This is a genomic window from Streptococcus mitis (assembly GCF_001074635.1).
Taxonomy (GTDB): Bacteria; Bacillota; Bacilli; order Lactobacillales; family Streptococcaceae; genus Streptococcus; species Streptococcus mitis_E.
This window is the reverse complement of sequence record NZ_JUQO01000098.1, coordinates 1-19661: the sequence shown is the minus strand read 5'-3', so window position 1 is coordinate 19661 and position 19661 is coordinate 1. Positions and strand designations below refer to the sequence as shown.

Genomic DNA, 19661 nt, shown 5'->3' with positions numbered 1-19661 from the left:
AACCCGTGTTACCGCCGTGAAAAGGCGGTGTCTTAACCCCTTGACCAACGGACCTTCTATCTGTAGCAGATATAACCATTATATCAATTTCTTACTAATTGTCAATCACTTTTGAGATTTTTTCTCTAGAATATCTTTTAATTTTCTAATTTTTAATCTTGAAATAGGACAACGATGGTCTTCATAGAAAACAATTTCTAGATTTTTTCGATCAATTTCTCTGATATTGCCTATATTTACCAAAAATGACTTATGAGGAGAATAAAATCGCTGAGTATGTTTGTCCTTTTCCTGAATATCTGTCATTGTTCCATAGAACTCTTTTGCAAAATTCTTACCAATAATGCGTAATTTATGAGAGACACCTGTCGTTTCAATATACAAAATATCATGGTAAGGAATTTTTAAATCATTTCCCTTGTAATTGTAATCAAAATAATCTACAACATCTTCATTTTCAAGTAACATACTCTTCGTGTAGAAAATATTTTGCTCAATTCTCTTCTTAAACATCTCATCATTGATATCCTTATCAACAAAATCTAGGGCTGATACCTGGTATTTATAGGTTAGAGTCGCAAACTCTGATCGACTGGTGATAAAGACGATAATAGCGTAGGGATTGTAATGACGAATGAGCTGAGCAACCTCAAATCCTTTTTTCTCAATTCCATGAATATCGATATCTAGGAAATAAAGCTGATTTACTTCATCATTTTCAATGTATTCTTCAAATTCACGGACTTTTCCTGTTGTCTTGTATGATATTGGAATATTCGATTCTTTCGAAATTTCATCCAATATTCTCTCTAGTCTCACTTGATGTTCAATAACATCTTCTAAAATTAAAACTTTCATTCAAATTCCCTCTTAAATCTAATGATTTGTCTAAATGTACTGCCTTCCATCTCTGTTTCTAAAATAATGTTGTTGTACTTATCCAGTAGTTCTTTCACATTATTTAATCCAACTCCGCGATTCCTTCCCTTAGTGGAGAATCCTAAAGCAAATAGATCTCCTGAAGGAGTCATCGTCATTTTACATGAATTCTGAATCACAATAACTGTTTCAGTTTCCATCTTAATAACTGCTACTTCCATCTGCTTTTTATAACTATCAGCCGATCCTTCGACAGCATTGTTCAATAAAATGCTCATGATACGCACTAAATCCAATAGTTCGATTGGGAGCTTGGTAATCGTATCTTTTACTTCCAGTGTAAACTCTACACCATTATTTCTAGCATAGATAATTGACTGAGCAACCAAACTTCGTAAAGCTGAATCTTCTATGTTGTTCAAATCAAAGTAAGTATACTTATCTGAACGCAGTTTGTGATTAGCTTTAACCAAAACTTCATTGTAAACTCTGTCAATTTCCTGTAAATCACCACTGTCAATTGCCATCTGCATACTGACAAGCATTCCAGCATAGTCATGTCGAAAACCACGGATTTCATTATACAAGCCAACAATTTCGTCTGTATAATTCTGTAAATGTTTCTGTTCAAATTTCTTCTGTTTCAAAGCAATCTCTTTCTCCATTTGAACTTTATGAGAATTCATTGCAAAGAAGGTCAAAAGTAAAGAGATAAAGACAATAGATGATAAAATACTTCCAAAGCTATTCAAATGTTTAATCGTACTTACCATATTTGAAACGAAGGATACAATATGGAGCAGTAGTAAAGCAAAAAATACTTTTTTCAAGAAAGGATAAAGGTAGTCCTTGTCAAAATAGGCTAGTTCCAAATGGAAATAATGAATGATTGTTACGATAACGACATAAGTCAACACCGTTACAACGAAAAAGAATAGGCCATAATATTGTAAAACAAAATTGTCTCCTGTTATAGAGGAGAAAGTTACGGACAGAAAGTTATGAGTACTCTCATATAAAAGAGATAGTAGTAAACTTAGGAATAGTCCTCTATCCCTCTCATACTGTTTCATCCATCGAAAATAGGAATATAAGCCCAAAGGAAATAAAAATCTTGCAATCCCTAACCCATCTAAATTTAGAAGATAAAAGGGAAGTTCAAGTACTGCTTCTACTAGTAATGTATAAGCACCAAAAACGAATAATTCTTTTCTATTTATTTGACCTTTACAAATTAAATGGTAACTGTGACTAATAATAAAAAAATATAATATAAAATCTACTACTAAGAAAAAATCCATTCTCTACCCCTTTATCTTCTTTTAAAGAAATTAAGTAAACTATAACTTGTTTTTCTTATCTCCCCACCTTGAATCTTTTGCAAGTCTTTTTCCTTCAAGGCTACAAACTGTTCCAATTTAACTGTGTTTTTCATAATAAAATCTCCTCAATGTTTTTTTCTTGTAAGCTAACTTACAAAAACCATTATACAAAATGGAATTTCATTTTAGATAAAATTCTCTCAACTGTCATTTTTTTCTCCCCAAGTGTACTTTTTTAAGAAAAAAGCCGGGAAAATTCCCAGCTTTGCTACTATATTGATCCCAGCAGGATTCGAACCTGCGACCGTTCGCTTAGAAGGCGAATGCTCTATCCAGCTGAGCTATGAGACCTAACACAATTATTCTACCAAAAATTCAATTAAAAGTCAATTTTCTATTTATGATAGGGGGATCCCTGCTGAATCGTAAAAGCGCGATAGATTTGTTCAACAAGAACTAGTCTCATTAACTGATGGGGCAAGGTTAAGCGGCCAAAACTAACAGAAAGATTGGCTCTCTTTTTTACATCCTGTGCTAATCCCAGACTCCCTCCAATAATAAAGGTAAGAGTAGAAAATCCTTTTATAGAAGCTTCTTCTAACTGCTTACTAAATTCTTCCGAGGAGAAAGTTTTCCCTTCAATCGCTAACACAATAACAAAATCACGATCACCAACTTTTGATAAAATTCTCTGACCTTCTATTTCTAAAATCTTTTGATTTTCTGATTCACTGGCCCTATCTGGTGTTTTTTCATCTGCCAACTCAATCATTTCAAGCTTAGCAAATCGAGAAATTCGTTTTGAATACTCTGCAATACCATCTTTTAAATACTTTTCTTTCAGTTTCCCAACTGTTACAACTTTAATTTTCATGACTCTATTCTAACATATTCTCTATTTTTTCACACCTTATTCACAAAATAAAAGGTTAATTTTAGCCGAGAAAACCACAGATTTTTGAAAGTTATCCACAATCTGTAATCTGTGAAAAACTTTTATGTTTAAGTTATAATTAAGCTAGTCAGTTTATACTTTCAGTAATTTCAAATATATGGAGGCAAATATGAAACATCTAAAAACATTTTACAAAAAAGGGTTTCAATTATTAGTCGTTATCGTCATTAGCTTTATTAGTGGAGCCTTGGGTAGTTTTTCAATAAACCAACTAACTCAAAAAAGTGGTGTAAGTACCTCTAACAACAATAGTACTATTACACAGACTGCTTATAAGAACGAAAATTCAACAACACAGGCTGTTAACAAAGTAAAAGATGCTGTTGTTTCTGTTATTACTTATTCAGCAAACAGACAAAATAGCGTATTTGGTAATGATGATACTGACACAGATTCTCAGCAAATCTCTAGTGAAGGATCTGGGGTTATTTATAAAAAGAATGATAAAGAAGCTTATATTGTCACCAATAATCACGTTATAAATGGCGCCAGCAAAGTAGATATTCGTTTGTCAGATGGAACTAAAGTACCCGGAGAAATTGTCGGAGCTGATACTTTCTCTGATATTGCTGTCGTCAAAATCTCTTCAGAAAAAGTGACAACAGTAGCTGAGTTTGGTGATTCTAGCAAGTTAACCGTAGGAGAAACTGCTATTGCCATCGGTAGCCCATTGGGTTCTGAATATGCAAATACTGTCACTCAGGGTATTGTATCTAGTCTCAATCGAAATGTATCTTTAAAATCTGAAGATGGACAAGCCATTTCTACAAAAGCCATCCAAACTGATACTGCTATTAACCCAGGTAACTCTGGTGGCCCACTGATCAATATTCAAGGGCAGGTTATCGGAATTACCTCAAGTAAAATTGCCACAAATGGAGGAACATCTGTAGAAGGTCTTGGTTTTGCAATCCCTGCAAATGATGCTATCAATATTATTGAACAGTTGGAAAAGAACGGAAAAGTGACTCGTCCAGCTTTGGGAATTCAAATGGTCAATCTCTCAAATATTAATACAAGTGATATTAGAAGACTGAATATTCCAAGCAGTGTAACATCTGGTGTAGTTGTTCGTTCTGTACAAAGCAATATGCCTGCAAATGGTCACCTTGAAAAATACGATGTTATTACAAAAGTAGATGACAAAGACATTGCTTCATCAACAGACTTACAAAGTGCTCTTTACAATCATTCTATCGGAGACACCATTAAAATAACTTACTATCGTAACGGTAAAGAAGAAACTACATCTATTAAACTTGACAAGAGTTCAGGTGATTTAGAATCTTAATTGACATCTATGTAAAGAAAGCTTTACATAAGAGAAAAGATGTGTTAGTGTAGAATCATGGAAAAATTTGAAATGATTTCTATCACAGATATACAAAAAAATCCCTATCAACCTCGAAAAGAATTTGATGGAGAAAAACTAGATGAACTAGCACAGTCTATCAAAGAAAATGGGGTCATTCAACCGATTATTGTTCGTCAATCTCCTGTTATTGGTTATGAAATCCTTGCAGGAGAGAGACGCTATCGGGCTTCACTTTTAGCTGGTCTAACGTCTATCCCAGCTGTTGTTAAACAGCTTTCAGATCAAGAGATGATGGTCCAGTCCATCATTGAAAATTTGCAAAGAGAAAATTTAAATCCAATAGAAGAAGCACGCGCCTATGAATCTCTTGTAGAGAAAGGATTTACCCATGCTGAAATTGCAGATAAAATGGGCAAGTCTCGTCCATATATCAGCAACTCCATTCGTTTGCTTTCCTTGCCAGATGCTATCCTCTCAGAAGTAGAAAATGGCAAACTATCACAAGCTCATGCGCGTTCTCTAGTTGGGTTGAATAAGGAACAACAAGACTATTTCTTTCAACGAATTATAGAAGAAGACATTTCTGTAAGGAAGTTAGAAGCTCTTCTTACAGAGAAAAAACAAAAGAAACTGCAAAAAAATGATCATTTCATACAAAATGAAGAAGAACAGTTAAAAAAACTACTCGGATTAGATGTAGAAATCAAAATGTCTAAAAAAGATAATGGAAAAATCATTATTTCTTTTTCAAATCAAGAAGAATACAGTAGAATTATCAACAGCCTGAAATAAGGCTGTTCTTTTATTTTTTTATCTCACAAGGTTATCCACTATTTTTTTCAATAAAAAGCTTAATAAATCAATAGCTTCTGTTTTTATCCCCAACCTGTGGATAAAACTTGGCCACATTGTGGATTATTTTTCACAGCTTGTGGAAAATTCTTTTTCTCTATGGTAAAATAGGTCTAGTATTAAACTTTTAAATAGTAAAGGAGGAGAAAGGATTGAAAGAAAAACAATTTTGGAATCGTATATTAGAATTTGCTCAAGAAAGACTGACTCGATCCATGTATGATTTCTATGCTATTCAAGCTGAACTCATCAAGGTAGAGGACAATGTTGCCACTATATTTTTACCACGATCTGAAATGGAAATGGTCTGGGAAAAACAACTAAAAGATATTATTGTAGTTGCTGGATTTGAAATTTATGATGCTGAAATAACTCCCCACTATATTTTCACTAAACCTCAAGATACGACTATCTCACAAGTTGAAGAAGCTACAAATTCAACTCTTTATGACTATAGTCCAAAGTTAGCATCTATTCCTTATTCGGATACTGGGTTAAAAGAAAAGTATACCTTTGATAATTTTATTCAAGGAGATGGAAATGTTTGGGCAGTATCAGCCGCTTTGGCTGTCTCTGAAGATTTAGCTCTGACCTATAACCCTCTTTTTATCTATGGAGGACCTGGTCTTGGTAAGACTCACCTGTTAAACGCTATTGGAAATGAAATTCTAAAAAATATTCCAAATGCGCGTGTCAAATACATACCTGCTGAAAGCTTTATTAATGACTTTCTTGATCACTTAAGGCTTGGGGAAATGGAAAAATTTAAAAAAACCTATCGTAGTCTTGATCTTTTGTTAATCGATGATATCCAGTCACTCAGCGGAAAAAAAGTTGCAACTCAAGAAGAATTTTTCAATACTTTTAATGCCCTTCATGACAAGCAAAAACAGATTGTCCTAACCAGTGATCGTAGTCCAAAACATCTAGAAGGTCTCGAGGAGAGGCTTGTCACGCGCTTTAGTTGGGGATTGACACAAACTATCACACCCCCTGACTTTGAAACACGTATTGCCATTTTACAAAGTAAAACGGAACATTTAGGCTACAATTTCCAAAGTGATACTCTAGAATACCTAGCTGGGCAATTTGATTCAAATGTTCGAGATCTTGAGGGAGCTATCAACGACATCACTTTAATTGCCAGAGTAAAAAAAATCAAGGATATCACTATTGATATTGCTGCAGAAGCTATTAGAGCTCGCAAACAAGATGTTAGCCAAATGCTCGTCATCCCAATTGACAAAATCCAAAATGAAGTTGGTAACTTTTATGGTGTTAGCGTCAAAGAAATGAAGGGAAGCAGACGCCTTCAAAATATCGTTTTGGCCCGTCAAGTAGCCATGTATTTATCTAGAGAACTAACAGATAATAGTCTTCCAAAAATTGGGAAGGAATTTGGAGGAAAAGATCATACAACAGTCATTCATGCCCATGCAAAAATTAAATCTTTGATTGATGAAGACGATAATTTACGTTTAGAAATTGAATCAATCAAAAAGAAAATCAAATAAATTGTGGATAACTTTCGCTTTTTTATCTTTTTTATCCACATTTTTTAAACAAGCTAAAAAACTTGATATGACTTACTTTTAGTCTGTTTTCCACAGATTTCACAGACTCTATTATTACTATTATCCTTCTAATACTAAAAATAAATAAAGGAGAATCCATGATTCATTTTTCAATTAATAAAAATTTATTTCTACAAGCATTAAATATTACTAAGAGAGCTATTAGTTCTAAAAATGCCATTCCTATTTTATCAACTGTCAAAATTGATGTGACCAATGAAGGTGTTACTTTAATTGGTTCAAATGGTCAAATTTCAATTGAAAATTTTATTTCTCAAAAAAATGAAGATGCTGGTCTATTAATTACTTCTTTAGGTTCGATCCTTCTTGAAGCTTCTTTCTTTATCAATGTAGTATCTAGTCTACCTGATGTAACTCTTGATTTTAAAGAAATTGAACAAAATCAAATTGTTTTAACGAGTGGCAAATCAGAAATTACCCTAAAAGGAAAAGATAGCGAACAGTACCCACGAATCCAAGAAATTTCAGCAAGCACTCCTTTGGTTCTTGAAACAAAATTACTTAAGAAAATTATCAATGAAACAGCTTTTGCTGCAAGTACACAAGAAAGTCGTCCAATTTTGACAGGTGTTCATTTTGTATTGAGTCAACACAAAGAGTTAAAAACAGTTGCAACAGACTCTCATCGTCTAAGCCAGAAAAAATTGACTCTTGAAAAAAATAGTGATGATTTTGATGTCGTAATTCCTAGCCGTTCTCTACGCGAATTTTCAGCGGTATTTACAGATGATATTGAAACTGTAGAGATTTTCTTTGCTAACAATCAAATCCTCTTTAGAAGTGAAAATATTAGTTTCTACACACGTTTGTTAGAAGGAAACTATCCTGACACAGATCGTTTGATTCCAACAGACTTTAACACTACAATTACTTTTGATGTGGTAAACTTACGTCAGTCAATGGAGCGTGCTCGCCTTTTATCAAGTGCGACTCAAAATGGTACTGTGAAGCTTGAAATTAAAGATGGGATTGTTAGCGCCCATGTTCATTCTCCAGAAGTTGGTAAAGTAAACGAAGAAATCGATACTGATCAGGTGACTGGTGAAGATTTGACTATTAGTTTCAACCCAACTTACTTGATTGATTCACTCAAGGCTTTAAATAGCGAAAAGGTGACCATTAGCTTTATCTCAGCTGTTCGTCCATTTACTCTTGTGCCAGCAGATACTGACGAAGACTTCATGCAACTTATCACCCCCGTTCGTACAAATTAAGTGAAAGAGGTTGAGCTTAGCTCGCCTCTTTTATGATATAATCGAAAAAGAAAAGGAGAGTAGTATGTATCAAGTTGGAAATTTTGTTGAAATGAAAAAACCACATGCTTGCACCATCAAGTCAACAGGAAAAAAATCTAATCGTTGGGAAATTACACGTGTAGGAGCAGATATCAAAATAAAGTGCAGTAATTGTGACCATGTTGTCATGATGGGGCGCTATGATTTTGATCGAAAAATGAATAAAATTATTGACTGAGAACCCTTAGTTAGAGGGTTAGCAAGTTTTCCCTTTTTGTGTTATAATATTAGGGATTGAAATGAAAACGGAGAATGAGAAAATATGGCTTTAACAGCAGGTATCGTTGGTTTGCCAAACGTTGGTAAATCAACACTATTTAATGCAATTACAAAAGCAGGAGCAGAGGCAGCAAACTACCCATTTGCGACGATTGATCCAAACGTTGGAATGGTAGAAGTTCCAGATGAACGCCTACAAAAACTAACTGAAATGATTACTCCTAAAAAGACAGTTCCAACAACATTTGAATTTACAGATATCGCAGGAATTGTAAAAGGAGCTTCAAAAGGAGAAGGGTTGGGGAATAAATTCTTGGCCAATATCCGTGAAGTAGATGCGATTGTTCACGTAGTTCGTGCTTTTGATGATGAAAATGTTATGCGCGAGCAAGGACGTGAAGACGCCTTTGTGGATCCACTTGCAGATATTGACACCATTAATCTGGAATTGATTCTTGCTGACTTAGAATCGGTCAATAAGCGTTATGCGCGTGTAGAAAAGATGGCACGTACGCAAAAAGATAAAGAATCTGTAGCAGAATTCAATGTTCTTCAAAAGATTAAACCAGTCCTTGAAGATGGAAAATCAGCTCGCACCATCGAATTTACAGATGAAGAACAAAAAGTTGTCAAAGGTCTCTTCCTTTTGACAACTAAACCAGTTCTTTATGTTGCCAATGTAGATGAGGATGTGGTTTCAGATCCAGATTCTATCGACTATGTCAAACAAATTCGTGAATTTGCAGCGACAGAAAATGCTGAAGTAGCAGTTATTTCTGCGCGTGCTGAGGAAGAAATTTCTGAGTTAGACGATGAAGACAAGCAAGAGTTTCTTGAAGCACTTGGATTGACAGAATCAGGCGTTGACAAGTTGACTCGTGCAGCTTACCACTTACTTGGACTGGGAACTTACTTCACAGCTGGTGAAAAAGAAGTTCGTGCTTGGACTTTCAAACGTGGTATGAAGGCTCCTCAAGCAGCTGGGATTATTCACTCAGACTTTGAAAAAGGATTTATTCGTGCAGTAACCATGTCATATGAGGATCTAGTGAAATACGGATCTGAAAAAGCCGTAAAAGAAGCTGGGCGCTTGCGTGAAGAAGGAAAAGAATATATCGTTCAAGATGGCGATATCATGGAATTCCGCTTTAATGTCTAAAAAATTTAATGAATAGTGTCACTTAGGTTGGAAAAAAATTCCAACCCTTTTGGCTTTTGAAAGGAAAAATAAATGAGCAAATTACTTGTAGGATTAGGAAATCCAGGGGATAAATATTTTGAAACAAAACACAATGTTGGTTTTATGTTGATTGACCAACTAGCGAAAAAACAAAATGTCACTTTTACACACGATAAGATATTTCAAGCAGACCTAGCATCCTTTTTCTTCAATGGAGAAAAAATTTATCTTGTCAAACCAACGACCTTTATGAATGAAAGTGGAAAAGCAGTTCATGCTTTATTGACTTACTATGGTTTGGATATTGAAGATTTACTCATCATTTACGATGATCTTGACATGGAAGTTGGAAAGATTCGCTTAAGAGCAAAGGGTTCAGCAGGTGGTCATAATGGTATCAAGTCTATTATTCAACATATTGGAACTCAGGTCTTTAACCGTGTTAAGATTGGAATTGGAAGACCTAAAAATGGTATGTCAGTTGTTCATCATGTTTTGAGTACATTTGACAAGGATGATTATATTGGTATTTTACAATCTATTGACAAAGTTGACGATTCTGTAAACTACTATTTACAAGAGAAAAACTTTGAGAAAACGATGCAGAGGTATAACGGATAAATGGTAACCTTATTAGATTTATTCTCAGAAAATGATCAGATTAAAAAATGGCATCAAAGTTTAACAGATAAGACAAGACAACTAATACTTGGTTTATCAACGTCTACTAAGGCTCTTGCAATTGCAAGCAGTTTAGAAAAAGAAGATAAGATTGTTTTACTGACGTCAACTTATGGAGAAGCAGAAGGACTTGTTAGTGATCTTATATCTGTCTTGGGTGAGGAACTTGTCTATCCATTTTTGGTAGATGACTCCCCTATGGTCGAGTTTTTGATGTCTTCACAAGAAAAAATCATTTCACGAGTTGAAGCCTTGCGTTTTTTGACTAATTCATCTAAGAAAGGGATTTTAGTTTGTAATATCGCAGCAAGTCGATTGATTTTACCGTCTCCAAATGTATTCAAAGATAGTATTGTAAAAATCTCAGTTGGTGAAGAATATGACCAACATGCGTTTATCCATCAATTAAAGGAAAATGGCTATCGAAAAGTCACTCAAGTACAAACTCAGGGCGAATTTAGTTTGCGAGGAGATATTTTAGATATTTTTGAAATATCCCAGTTAGAACCTTGCCGAATTGAGTTTTTTGGTGATGAAATTGATGGAATTCGTACTTTTGAAGTCGAAACACAATTATCGAAAGAAAATCAGACAGAACTCACTATCTTTCCAGCTAGTGATATGCTTTTGAGAGAAAAGGATTATCAACGAGGACAGTCAGCTTTAGAAAAACAAATTTCAAAAACTTTATCACCGATTTTGAAATCCTATCTAGAAGAAATTCTTTCAAGTTTTCACCAAAAACAAATACATTCAGATTCACGGAAGTTTTTATCTTTGTGCTATGAAAAGACATGGACTGTCTTTGATTATATTGAAAAAGATATACCAATATTCTTTGATGATTATCAGAAATTAATGAATCAGTATGAAGTCTTTGAAATGGAGTTAGCACAATACTTTACAGAAGAATTACAGAACAGTAAATCATTTTCTGAAATGCAGTATTTTGCAGATACAGAGCAGATCTATAAAAAACGGAGTCCGGTTACCTTTTTCTCTAATATGCAAAAGGGTTTAGGAAATCTCAAGTTTGATCAAATTTATCAATTTAATCAATATCCTATTCAGGAGTTTTTCAATCAATTTTCTTTTCTAAAAGAAGAAATTGAACGATATAAAAAAATGGAATACACCATTATTCTGCAGTCTAGCAATTCAATGGGAAGTAAAACATTGGAGGATGTGTTAGAGGAATATCAGATTAAATTGGATTATAGAGATAAGTCAAGAATCTGTCAAGAATCTGTAAACTTAATCGAGGGCAATCTCAGACATGGTTTTCATTTTGTAGATGAAAAGATTCTGGTGATTACTGAACATGAGATTTTTCAAAAGAAATTAAAACGTCGTTTTCGAAGACAACATGTTTCAAATGCAGAGCGCTTAAAAGATTATAATGAACTTGAAAAAGGAGACTACGTTGTTCACCACATTCATGGAATTGGTCAATACCTAGGAATTGAAACCATTGAAATCAAAGGGATTCACCGCGATTATGTTAGCGTCCAATACCAAAATGGTGATCAAATTTCTATCCCAGTAGAACAGATTCATCTACTGTCTAAATATATTTCAAGTGATGGGAAAGCTCCTAAACTCAATAAATTAAATGATGGTCATTTTAAAAAAGCCAAGCAAAAAGTAAAGAACCAGGTAGAGGATATAGCTGACGATTTAATTAAACTCTACTCTGAGCGTAGTCAGTTGAAGGGCTTTGCTTTCTCAGTTGATGATGAAGAGCAAGTTGCTTTTGATGATGCTTTCCCTTATGTTGAAACCGATGATCAACTTCGTAGTATTGAGGAAATCAAGAGAGATATGCAAGATTCTCAGCCAATGGATCGACTTTTAGTTGGGGATGTTGGTTTTGGAAAGACTGAAGTTGCTATGCGTGCAGCTTTTAAGGCAGTCAATGATCACAAACAGGTTGTCGTTCTAGTTCCGACGACGGTTTTAGCGCAACAGCACTATACGAATTTTAAGGAACGATTCCAAAATTTTGCAGTTAATATTGATGTGTTGAGTCGCTTTAGAAGTAAAAAAGAGCAGACTGAAACACTTGAAAAATTGAAAAACGGTCAAGTTGATATTTTAATTGGAACACATCGTGTTTTGTCAAAAGATGTTGTGTTTGCTGATTTAGGCTTGATGATTATTGATGAGGAACAGCGATTTGGTGTCAAGCATAAGGAAACCTTGAAAGAACTGAAGAAACAAGTGGATGTCCTAACTTTGACCGCTACTCCAATCCCTCGTACCCTCCATATGTCTATGCTGGGAATCAGAGATTTGTCTGTTATTGAAACTCCGCCGACTAATCGTTATCCAGTGCAAACCTATGTTTTGGAAAAGAATGAAAGTGTCATTCGTGATGCTGTTTTGCGTGAAATGGAGCGTGGAGGTCAAGTTTACTACCTTTACAACAAAGTTGACACGATTGACCAGAAGGTTTCTGAATTACAGGAGTTGATTCCAGAGGCTTCGATTGGTTATGTTCATGGGCAAATGAGTGAAATCCAGTTGGAAAATACTCTACTAGACTTCATTGAGGGACAATACGATATTTTGGTGACGACTACCATTATTGAGACAGGGGTGGACATTCCAAATGCTAATACTTTATTTATTGAAAATGCGGACCATATGGGCTTGTCAACCTTGTATCAGTTAAGAGGAAGAGTCGGTCGTAGTAATCGTATTGCTTATGCCTATCTCATGTATCGTCCAGAAAAATCAATTAGTGAAGTATCTGAGAAGAGATTAGAAGCGATTAAAGGATTTACAGAATTGGGATCCGGATTTAAGATTGCTATGCGAGATCTTTCGATTCGTGGAGCAGGGAATCTCCTAGGAAAATCCCAGTCTGGTTTCATTGATTCTGTTGGTTTTGAATTGTATTCGCAGTTATTAGAGGAAGCTATTGCTAAACGAAACGGTAATGCTAACACTAACACAAGAACCAAAGTGAATGCTGAGTTGATTTTGCAAATTGATGCCTATCTTCCTGATACTTATATTTCAGACCAACGACATAAGATTGAAATTTACAAGAAAATTCGTCAAATTGACAACCGTGTCAATTATGAAGAGTTACAAGAGGAGTTGATAGACCGTTTTGGAGAATACCCAGATGTAGTAGCCTATCTTTTAGAGATTGGTTTAGTCAAGTCATATTTGGACAAGGTCTTTGTTCAACGTGTGGAAAGAAAAGATAATAAAATTACAGTTCAATTTGAAAAAATTACTCAGCGATTGTTTTTGGCTCAAGATTATTTTAAAGCTTTATCCGCAACGAACTTAAAAGCAGGCATCGCTGAGAATAAGGGATTAATGGAGCTTGTATTTGATGTCCAAAATAAGAAAGATTATGAAATTTTAGAAGGTCTGCTGATTTTTGGAGAAAGTTTATTAGAGATAAAAGAGTCTAAGAAAGAAAATTCCATTTGATATTTTTCTTCTATAAAATAGATAAAAATGGTACAATAATAAGTTGAGGTAATAAGGATGAGATTAGACAAATATTTAAAAGTATCGCGAATTATCAAGCGTCGTACAGTCGCAAAAGAAGTAGCAGATAAAGGCAGAATCAAGGTGAATGGAATCTTGGCCAAAAGTTCAACGGATTTGAAAGTTAATGACCAAGTTGAAATTCGTTTTGGAAATAAGTTGCTACTTGTCAAAGTACTAGAGATGAAAGATAGTACAAAAAAAGAAGATGCAGCAGGCATGTATGAAATTATCAGTGAAACACGGGTAGAAGAAAATGTCTAAAAATATTGTACAATTGAATAATTCTTTTATCCAAAATGAATATCAACGTCGTCGCTACCTGATGAAAGAACGACAAAAACGGAATCGTTTTATGGGGTGGGTATTGATTTTGATTATGCTATTATTTATCTTGCCAACTTTTAATTTAGCGCAGAGTTATCAGCAATTACTCCAAAGACGTCAGCAATTAGCAGACTTGCAAACTCAGTATCAAACTTTGAGTGATGAAAAGGATAAGGAGACAGCATTTGCTACCAAGTTGAAAGATGAGGATTATGCTGCCAAATATACACGAGCGAAGTACTATTATTCTAAGTCGAGGGAAATAGTTTATACGATTCCTGACTTGCTTCAAAGGTGATAAAATGGAAAATTTACTAGATGTAATTGAGCAATTTTTGAGTCGATCAGATGAAAAGCTGGAAGAGTTGGCTGATAAAAATCAATTATTGCGTTTACAAGAAGAAAAGGAAAGGAAGAATGCGTAAGTTCTTAATTATTTTGTTGCTACCGAGTTTTTTGACTATTTCAAAAGTCGTTAGCACAGAAAAAGAAGTCGTCTATACTTCGAAAGAAATTTATTACCTTTCACAATCTGACTTTGGTATTTATTTTAGAGAAAAGCTAAGTTCTCCTATGGTTTATGGAGAAGTTCCTGTTTATGCGAATGAAGATTTAGTAGTGGAATCTGGAAAATTGACTCCCCAAACAAGTTTTCAAATAACTGAGTGGCGCTTAAATAAACAAGGAATTCCGGTATTTAAGCTATCAAATCATCAATTTATAGCTGCGGATAAACGATTTTTATATGATCAATCAGAGGTAACTCCAGCAATAAAAAAAGTATGGTTAGAATCTGACTTTAAACTGTATAATAGCCCTTATGATTTAAAAGAAGTGAAATCATCCTTATCAGCTTATTCGCAAGTATCAATTGACAAGACAATGTTTGTAGAGGGAAGAGAATTTCTACATATTGATCAGGTTGGATGGGTAGCTATGGAATCAACTTCTGAAGAAGATAATCGGATGAGTAAAGTTCAAGAAATGTTATCTGAAAAATATCAGAAAGATTCTTTCTCTATTTATGTTAAGCAACTGACTACTGGAAAAGAAGCTGGTATCAATCAAGATGAAAAGATGTATGCAGCCAGCGTTTTGAAACTCCCTTATCTCTATTATACGCAAGAAAAAATAAATGAGAGTCTTTATCAGTTAGATACGACTGTAAAATACATATCTGCAGTCAATGATTTTCCAGGTTCTTATAAACCAGAGGGAAGTGGTAGTCTTCCTAAAAAAGAGGATAATAAAGAGTATTCTCTCAAGGACTTAATCACAAAAGTATCTAAAGAATCTGATAATGTAGCTCATAATATATTGGGTTATTACATTTCAAACCAATCTGATTCCACATTCAAATCCAAGATGTCTGCCATTATGGGAGATGATTGGGATCCAAAAGAAAAATTGATTTCTTCTAAAATGGCTGGGAAAGTCATGGAAGCTATTTATAATCAAAATGGATTTGTGCTAGAGTCTTTGACTAAAACAGATTTTGATAATCAGCGAATTGCCAAAGGTGTTTCTGTGAAGGTATCTCATAAAATTGGGGATGCGGACGAATTTAAGCATGATACGGGTGTTGTCTACGCAGATTCTCCATTTATTCTTTCTATTTTCACTAAGAATTCTGATTATGATACAATTTCTCAGATAGCCAAGGATGTTTATGAGGTTCTAAAATGAGGGAACAAGATTTTTTAAATCATTTTCTCAAGAAGGGATATTTCAAAAAGCATACTAAGGTGGTGCTAGCTCTTTCTGGTGGGTTAGATTCTATGTTTCTATTTAAGGTATTATCTACTTATCAAAAAGAGTTAGAAATTGAATTGATTCTAGCTCATGTGAATCATAAGCAGAGAGTAGAATCAGATTGGGAAGAAAAGGAATTAAGGAAGTTGGCTGCTGAAGCAGAGCTTCCTATTTATATCAGCAATTTTTCAGGAGAATTTTCAGAAGCGCGTGCTCGACATTTTCGTTATGATTTTTTTCAAGAGATCATGAAAAAGACAGGTGCGACAGTTTTAGTCACTGCCCACCATGCTGATGATCAGGTGGAAACGATTTTGATGCGTTTGATTCGAGGGACTCGTTTGCGCTATCTATCAGGAATTAAGGAGAAGCAAGTAGTAGGAGAGATAGAAATCATTCGTCCCTTCTTGCATTTTCAGAAAAAAGACTTTCCTTCAATTTTTCACTTTGAAGATACATCAAATAAGGAAAATCATTATTTTCGAAATCGTATTCGAAACTCTTACTTACCAGAATTAGAAAAAGAAAATCCTCGATTTAGAGATGCAATCTTAGGTATCGGTAATGAAATTTTAGATTATGATTTGGCAATAGCTGAATTATCAAAGAATATTGATGTAGAAAATTTAGAGCAGCTATTGTCTTACTCTGAGTCTACACAAAGAGTTTTACTTCAAACTTATCTGAATCGTTTTCCAGATTTGAATCTCACAAAAGCTCAGTTTGAAGAAGTTCGGCAGATTTTAAAATCTAAAAGCCAGTATCGTCATCCGCTAAAAAATAGCTATGAATTGATAAAAGAGTACCAACATTTTCAGATTTGTAAAATCAGTCCGCAGGCTGATGAAAAGGAGGATGAACTTGTGTTACACTATCAAAATCAGGTAGCTTATCAAGGATATTTATTTTCCTTTGGACTTCCATTAGAAGGTGAATCAATTCAACGAATACCTGTTTCACGGGAAACATCAATACTCATTCGTCATCGAAAAAGAGGAGATTTTTTGATTCAAAATGGGCATAGAAAAAAACTCAGACGTCTATTTATTGATTTGAAAATCCCTATGGAAAAGCGAAAATCTGCTCTGATTATTGAGCAATTTGGTGAAATTGTCTCAATTTTGGGAATTGCGACCAGTAATTTGAGTAAAAACACGAAAAATGATATAATGAACACTATACTTTATATAGAAAAAATAGATAGGTAAAAAAATGTTAGAAAACGATATTAAAAAAATCCTCGTTTCACACGATGAAATTACAGAAGCTGCTAAAAAATTAGGTGCTCAACTCACTAAAGACTATGCAGGAAAAAATCCAATTTTAGTCGGGATTTTAAAAGGATCTATTCCTTTTATGGCTGAATTGGTCAAACATATCGACACACATATTGAAATGGACTTCATGATGGTTTCTAGCTACCATGGTGGGACAGCAAGTAGCGGTGTGATCAATATTAAACAAGATGTGACTCAAGATATCAAAGGAAGACATGTTCTATTTGTAGAGGATATCATTGATACAGGTCAAACTTTGAAGAATTTGCGAGATATGTTTATTGCAAGAGATGCAGCTTCTGTTAAGATTGCAACCTTGTTGGATAAACCAGAAGGACGTGTTGTAGAAATTGAGGCAGACTATACTTGCTTTACTATTCCAAATGAGTTTGTAGTAGGTTATGGGTTAGACTACAAAGAAAATTATCGTAACCTTCCTTATGTTGGAGTATTGAAAGAAGAAGTGTATTCAAATTAGAAAGAACAATTTTTAATGAAAAAACAAAATAATGGTTTAATTAAAAATCCTTTTCTATGGTTATTACTTATTTTTCTCCTAGTTACAGGTTATCAGTATTTTAGTACAGGTAGTGTTGCAGGGAAAAGTGAGCAAATTAATTATACAGAATTGGTAAAAGAAATTACCGATGACAATGTAAAAGAATTGACTTACCAACCAAACGGCAGTGTTATCGAAGTTTCAGGTGTTTATAAAAATCCTAAAACAAGTAAAGAAGAAACAGGTATCCAGTTCTTTTCTCCTTCTGCTACAACAGTAGAGAAATTTTCAAGTATTATTCTTCCTTCAGATACTACAGTATCAGAATTGCAAAAACTTGCTTCTGACCATAAGGCAGAAGTAACTGTTAAGCATGAAAGTTCAAGTGGTATGTGGATTAATATTCTTGTATCCATTGTGCCATTCGGTATTCTATTCTTCTTCCTATTCTCTATGATGGGAAATATGGGAGGAAATAATAGCCGTAACCCAATGAGTTTTGGACGTAGTAAGGCTAAAGCCGCAAATAAAGAAGATATTAAAGTAAGATTTTCAGATGTTGCTGGAGCTGAGGAAGAAAAACAAGAACTAGTTGAAGTTGTTGAATTCTTAAAAGATCCAAAACGATTTACAAAACTTGGAGCCCGTATTCCAGCAGGTGTCCTTCTAGAGGGACCTCCGGGAACAGGTAAGACGTTACTTGCTAAAGCAGTCGCCGGAGAAGCAGGTGTTCCATTCTTTAGTATCTCAGGTTCTGACTTTGTAGAAATGTTTGTCGGAGTTGGAGCTAGTCGTGTTCGTTCTCTTTTTGAAGATGCCAAAAAAGCAGCACCAGCTATTATCTTTATCGATGAAATTGATGCTGTTGGACGTCAACGTGGAGTTGGTCTTGGCGGAGGTAATGACGAACGTGAACAAACCTTGAACCAACTCTTGATTGAGATGGATGGTTTTGAGGGAAATGAAGGAATTATTGTCATCGCTGCGACAAACCGTTCAGATGTACTTGACCCTGCCCTTTTGCGTCCAGGACGTTTTGATAGAAAAGTATTGGTTGGCCGTCCTGATGTTAAAGGTCGTGAAGCAATCTTGAAAGTTCATGCTAAGAACAAGCCTTTATCAGAAAATGTTGATTTGAAATTAGTGGCTCAACAAACTCCAGGTTTTGTTGGTGCTGATTTAGAGAATGTATTGAATGAAGCAGCCTTGGTTGCCGCTCGTCTTAATAAATCGATAATTGATGCTTCAGATATTGATGAAGCAGAAGATAGAGTTATTGCTGGTCCTTCTAAGAAAGATAAGACAGTTTCACAAAAAGAACGTGAATTGGTTGCTTACCATGAGGCTGGACATACCATTGTTGGTCTAGTCTTATCGAATGCCCGCGTTGTCCATAAGGTTACAATTGTACCACGTGGCCGTGCAGGTGGTTACATGATTGCACTTCCTAAGGAAGATCAAATGCTTCTATCTAAAGAAGATATGAAAGAGCAATTGGCTGGCTTAATGGGTGGACGTGTAGCTGAAGAAATTATCTTTAATGTCCAAACTACAGGAGCTTCAAACGACTTTGAACAGGCGACACAAATGGCGCGTGCAATGGTTACAGAGTACGGTATGAGTGAAAAACTTGGCCCAGTACAATATGAAGGAAATCATGCCATGTTTGGTGCACAAAGCCCTCAAAAATCAATTTCAGAACAAACAGCTTATGAAATTGACGAAGAGGTTCGTTCATTATTGAATGAAGCACGAAATAAAGCTGCTGAAATCATCCAATCAAATCGTGAAACTCACAAGTTGATTGCAGAAGCATTATTGAAATACGAAACATTGGATAGTACACAAATTAAAGCTCTTTATGAAACAGGAAAGATGCCTGAAACCGTAGAAGAGGAATCTCATGCATTATCTTATGATGAAGTAAAGTCAAAAATGAATGATGAAAAATAACCCAAAGAGAGGCAAGACCTCTCTTTTTTATGCAGTTGAGGAGCTAAAGG

At 34.7% G+C, this 19661-nt stretch carries 19 protein-coding genes and 1 tRNA gene; 15 read left to right on the top strand and 5 right to left on the bottom strand.

Features of this window, described 5'->3' with window-relative positions:
• Nucleotides 1-105: 105 nt before the first annotated feature.
• The 5 genes from comE to rlmH form a co-directional block, all read right to left on the bottom strand.
• The gene (gene comE / locus ADI58_RS04105) at nt 106-858 is read right to left on the bottom strand and encodes a competence system response regulator transcription factor ComE (protein WP_000866065.1); all 753 of its coding nucleotides are present in this window, start codon (nt 856-858) and stop codon (nt 106-108) included.
• Nucleotides 855-2180 (bottom strand): competence system sensor histidine kinase ComD, encoded by a 1326-nt coding sequence (comD, locus tag ADI58_RS04100; protein ID WP_049521566.1) that lies wholly within the window; start codon nt 2178-2180, stop codon nt 855-857. Before comD ends, comE begins: the two co-directional genes overlap by 4 nt.
• An 11-nt stretch (nt 2181-2191) precedes the next feature.
• Nucleotides 2192-2314 carry a competence-stimulating peptide ComC gene (gene comC, locus ADI58_RS04095; protein ID WP_049521565.1) on the bottom strand — a complete coding sequence of 41 codons (123 nt, stop codon included), beginning with the start codon at nt 2312-2314 and terminating at the stop codon, nt 2192-2194.
• 164 nt (nt 2315-2478) lie between these two features.
• Nucleotides 2479-2552 (bottom strand) — tRNA-Arg (locus tag ADI58_RS04090).
• Between the two features lie 43 nt (nt 2553-2595).
• Nucleotides 2596-3075 (bottom strand): 23S rRNA (pseudouridine(1915)-N(3))-methyltransferase RlmH, encoded by a 480-nt coding sequence (rlmH, locus tag ADI58_RS04085; protein WP_033684574.1) that lies wholly within the window; start codon nt 3073-3075, stop codon nt 2596-2598.
• Between the two features lie 190 nt (nt 3076-3265).
• Here rlmH and htrA point away from each other — a divergent pair, with 190 nt between their 5' ends.
• The 15 genes from htrA to ftsH all read left to right on the top strand — a co-directional run bounded on the left by htrA (nt 3266) and on the right by ftsH (nt 19611).
• A complete protein-coding gene (gene htrA / locus ADI58_RS04080; RefSeq protein WP_049521564.1) occupies nt 3266-4447 on the top strand; it encodes a serine protease HtrA in 1182 nt (393 codons plus the stop codon).
• Nucleotides 4448-4504: 57 nt separating this feature from the next.
• Nucleotides 4505-5263, top strand: coding sequence for a ParB/RepB/Spo0J family partition protein (locus ADI58_RS04075; protein ID WP_033678804.1), 759 nt, complete (start codon nt 4505-4507; stop codon nt 5261-5263).
• A gap of 212 nt (nt 5264-5475) precedes the next feature.
• Nucleotides 5476-6837, top strand: a complete 1362-nt coding sequence (dnaA, locus tag ADI58_RS04070; RefSeq protein WP_033678806.1) for a chromosomal replication initiator protein DnaA — start codon at nt 5476-5478, stop codon at nt 6835-6837.
• Between the two features lie 158 nt (nt 6838-6995).
• Nucleotides 6996-8132 (top strand): DNA polymerase III subunit beta, encoded by a 1137-nt coding sequence (dnaN, locus tag ADI58_RS04065; protein WP_049521563.1) that lies wholly within the window; start codon nt 6996-6998, stop codon nt 8130-8132.
• Nucleotides 8133-8196: 64 nt separating this feature from the next.
• The gene (locus ADI58_RS04060; protein ID WP_049521562.1) at nt 8197-8391 is read left to right on the top strand and encodes a DUF951 domain-containing protein; all 195 of its coding nucleotides are present in this window, start codon (nt 8197-8199) and stop codon (nt 8389-8391) included.
• An 84-nt stretch (nt 8392-8475) separates the two neighbouring features.
• Complete coding sequence (gene ychF / locus ADI58_RS04055; protein ID WP_049521561.1) at nt 8476-9591, top strand: redox-regulated ATPase YchF; 1116 nt, start codon at nt 8476-8478, stop codon at nt 9589-9591.
• A 72-nt stretch (nt 9592-9663) separates the two neighbouring features.
• On the top strand, nt 9664-10233 hold the full coding sequence (pth, locus tag ADI58_RS04050) for an aminoacyl-tRNA hydrolase (protein ID WP_049521560.1): 570 nt from the start codon (nt 9664-9666) through the stop codon (nt 10231-10233).
• Nucleotides 10234-13743, top strand: coding sequence for a transcription-repair coupling factor (gene mfd, locus ADI58_RS04045; protein WP_049521559.1), 3510 nt, complete (start codon nt 10234-10236; stop codon nt 13741-13743).
• A gap of 57 nt (nt 13744-13800) precedes the next feature.
• The gene (locus ADI58_RS04040; protein WP_001234978.1) at nt 13801-14067 is read left to right on the top strand and encodes an RNA-binding S4 domain-containing protein; all 267 of its coding nucleotides are present in this window, start codon (nt 13801-13803) and stop codon (nt 14065-14067) included.
• Complete coding sequence (locus ADI58_RS04035) at nt 14060-14428, top strand: septum formation initiator family protein (protein ID WP_000041912.1); 369 nt, start codon at nt 14060-14062, stop codon at nt 14426-14428. The genes ADI58_RS04040 and ADI58_RS04035 overlap by 8 nt, the downstream gene beginning before the upstream one ends.
• A 4-nt stretch (nt 14429-14432) precedes the next feature.
• A complete protein-coding gene (locus tag ADI58_RS11630; protein WP_049521558.1) occupies nt 14433-14555 on the top strand; it encodes an SP_0009 family protein in 123 nt (40 codons plus the stop codon).
• Nucleotides 14548-15816, top strand: coding sequence for a serine hydrolase (locus tag ADI58_RS04025; protein WP_049521557.1), 1269 nt, complete (start codon nt 14548-14550; stop codon nt 15814-15816). The genes ADI58_RS11630 and ADI58_RS04025 overlap by 8 nt, the downstream gene beginning before the upstream one ends.
• On the top strand, nt 15813-17090 hold the full coding sequence (gene tilS, locus ADI58_RS04020) for a tRNA lysidine(34) synthetase TilS (RefSeq protein ID WP_049521556.1): 1278 nt from the start codon (nt 15813-15815) through the stop codon (nt 17088-17090). Before ADI58_RS04025 ends, tilS begins: the two co-directional genes overlap by 4 nt.
• A gap of 4 nt (nt 17091-17094) precedes the next feature.
• Complete coding sequence (gene hpt / locus ADI58_RS04015) at nt 17095-17637, top strand: hypoxanthine phosphoribosyltransferase (RefSeq protein WP_000892171.1); 543 nt, start codon at nt 17095-17097, stop codon at nt 17635-17637.
• A gap of 15 nt (nt 17638-17652) precedes the next feature.
• Entirely contained in the window at nt 17653-19611 is a 1959-nt protein-coding gene (ftsH, locus tag ADI58_RS04010) for an ATP-dependent zinc metalloprotease FtsH (protein WP_049521555.1), read from the top strand.
• Nucleotides 19612-19661: the final 50 nt, after the last annotated feature.